The sequence below is a fragment of the Microcystis sp. M53603_WE2 genome, assembly GCF_030065435.1.
The window spans coordinates 1-2,896 of the sequence record NZ_JASJFF010001403.1 but is presented as its reverse complement, the minus strand read 5'-3'; the positions used below and the strand labels follow the sequence as shown (position 1 = coordinate 2,896).

Here is a 2,896-nt window from a genome sequence, read left to right as displayed (position 1 = left end):
TCCAGGATTTGGCTAACCAAACCCCCAAAGACCTCAAAATTAAAGAAGATGTCACCGATTGGTCCCTCTTGTCCGCAGCGGCCTTAGATGCGGAAGCCGGCACGGTGGACGGATTAGAAGCTGGCATCTTGGGACTAGAACAAATCGACCCTTCTCGACCCCTCCATCAAACGGCCCTAGCTATGAGGGAGCGCTGGCAGTTACAGGTACAGGATCTAAAAATACTGTCTGAGGCTAGAGATTTAGCACAAGCAGGTACGATCGAGCAGTATAGCGCCGCTATCGTGAAAGCGGGCGAGGTTCCCCGGACTAATCCCCTCTGGTCGCAAGCACAGCAGGAAATTGGCTCTTGGAATCGTCAAATACAAGTCATTGAAGACCGACCGATTTTAGAACGCGCGCGGGAAATAGCTCTCCCCGGCGATATTAACTCCCTCAGTAACGCTATTATTCAGGCGCGAGCAATCACTAACAATCGGGTCCTATACAGGGATGCTCAACGGGAAATTGGCGACTGGCAAGCGCGGATTGAACGCATGGAGGATCAACCCATTTTAGATCAGGCTCAAGCTTTGGCCAATCTCAAAGACTATAGCACAGCGATGGAAACTGCCAATCAAATTCCCCCCGGTCGCGCTCTTTCCGGGGAAGCATCCCAAAATATCCGTCGTTGGCGCCGAGAGTTGCGGGCCGGTCAAAATCTCCAACAGGCTAATCAATTAGCGGCGATGGGAACCGCAGAAGGTTTAACCCGAGCGATTGCTTTAGTTACCAATATTTCCACTCAAACCGACGCGGGTGTGCAACGGAGTGAATTGCTGGAACGTTGGAGTTATCAGCTTTTGTCTTTAGCCACGGCCCAAGCTAATAATGGCCGTTATCTGGAAGCTATTCGCCTTGCTGAATCCGTATCCCCGGAAAGTACCGCCTACAGTTCGGCTCGCTCCCAAATGCAAGGCTGGCGCAATATTCTCCAACCTCCGGCCCCGGCGCCAATAGTTGAATCGACTCCCCTTTCCCCAGAGTCCCCGAGAGAAGCACCAAGTCCGGGTCAATAATCAGTTTTAGAGGCTGTTTTTGCTGTGGATTGCCCCTAAGAAAGTCCCTCATCCCCGGAAAGATGAGAGACTTAACAAATTGCCTAACCGAACTCAATTTAAAATCGATCGAAGTCAATCTAACACGGTTTTTTGCGGTAGAACAGTTTAGCTACCGATGCTAACAATATCTGTGACATTGGCTCAGAAAAAGTTACTTTTTTCCTAACCAAAAATCCTTGACAAGATCGTGTAATTATGCTAGGTTCCATCAAGTCCCCTCCCACCTCTCGGTATCTACTCCCTTGACAGGAAAAAAGCTGTAATGACAAATAATAGCTTTTTAGAGCTATTATCAGGGTTTTATACCGAGAAAAGTCCCTGTTTACTTGATAAAGAAAACTTGACAAACTTATATAATAATGCTTGGTAGTGAAGCTTCTCAATAATTGATCCCCCATGACTTGGTTATATAAAACCCCCGGTATTCCCGATGAACTGTTTGAACGTTTGCCCGGGATTCCCTTGAGTAAACGCGAGGTGAGATTATTGATGATTTCCGCTTTGAGGTTAGGAGATGGGGGGGTTTTCTGGGATATCGGCGCAGGAACCGGCACTATTCCCGTTGAAATTGGCTTATTATGTCCCAATAGTCCGATTATTGCCATTGAAAGAGATGAAGAAGTGGCCAGTTTAATCCGCCGTAATTGCGATCGCTTTGGGGTTAAAAATGTTACGGTTTTTGAAGGCAGCGCGCCCGATTGTCTGCCCAATATATCCCTAGCACCCGATCGCGTCTGTATCGAGGGCGGCAAACCGATTAAATCGGTTCTGCAAGAAGTGTGGCAATACCTGAAACCCAACGGCCGCATCGTGGCTACGGCCAATAATTTAGAAACCCTCTATCAATTTTCCGAAGGCTTTTCTAATTTACAGGCGCGTAATATCGAGATTGTCCAAGCGGCAGTAAATCGCCTAGAAACTAGGGGTATTCACCAAGTTTTTGCCGCCGTTGATCCCATGTTCATCCTGAGTGGCGATAAACTTTAATTGGGGATAACCTTCCATAAAGTTTTCTTAATCTATATAATTATGACAATGCCGCCTAACTTCTCTGGATTAACCATGCCTTGGCCACGCATTGTCAGCGCTATTTTTGCTATTGCCTTCGCACTGGGAATTATTATCGTTGGGGGTTGGTATTTCACCCTCGGCATCGGTGTTATCGTCTTTTTGGGACAATTGGAGTATTTTCGCTTAGTTCGCGCTAAAGGCATTGAACCGGCCGCTAAAACCACTCTCGTAGTTTCGCAATTATTACTACTGACGGCAACTATGGCAGCCCCCCTCACCGATGCCATGTTTCCCCTCGCTGGGGCGTTAATTTGTTTTTATCTGCTCTTTCAGCCCAAAATGGCGACAATTGCCGACATTTCCACCTCAATTCTCGGTCTGTTTTATGGTGGTTACTTACCTAGTTATTGGATTCGTTTACGGGTCGGTTTTTCTCCTGAAAGTGGTCCCGTGGCTATGGCCAGTAACTTACCCCTGATGGGATATTGGCCAGAATCGTGGATGGAACCGAAATTATTCCCGGCCGCTTTGACGGTGACTTTTCTAGCTTTCGGTTGCATTTGGGCCGCCGATATCGGAGCTTATATCATGGGAAAATGGTTAGGGAAAACCAGTTTATCGCTGATTAGTCCCAAAAAAACCGTGGAAGGTTCCTTTTTTGGGATTCTTGGCAGTATAGCGGTGGCCGAGGTGGGTGCTTGGTATTTAGATTGGCCCTATTGGCAGCTGACGGGCTTAATTTTGGGCTTATTAATTGGTATTGTCAGTTTATTGGGCGATTTGAC

Annotated in this window: 2 protein-coding genes and 1 pseudogene; all 3 read left to right on the top strand. The window is 47.3% G+C overall.

The window, feature by feature from the left end; all coding sequences use genetic code 11:
* Window positions 1-1,058: pseudogene (locus PX481_RS29475) on the top strand (chromosome segregation ATPase); the annotation flags it as partial.
* Between the two features lie 438 nt (window positions 1,059-1,496).
* On the top strand, window positions 1,497-2,087 hold the full coding sequence (gene cbiT, locus PX481_RS29470; RefSeq protein WP_002732225.1) for a precorrin-6Y C5,15-methyltransferase subunit CbiT: 591 nt from the start codon (window positions 1,497-1,499) through the stop codon (window positions 2,085-2,087).
* Window positions 2,088-2,129: 42 nt separating this feature from the next.
* The coding region (locus PX481_RS29465; RefSeq protein ID WP_288097525.1) for a phosphatidate cytidylyltransferase at window positions 2,130-2,896 on the top strand (767 nt) is incomplete at its 3' end.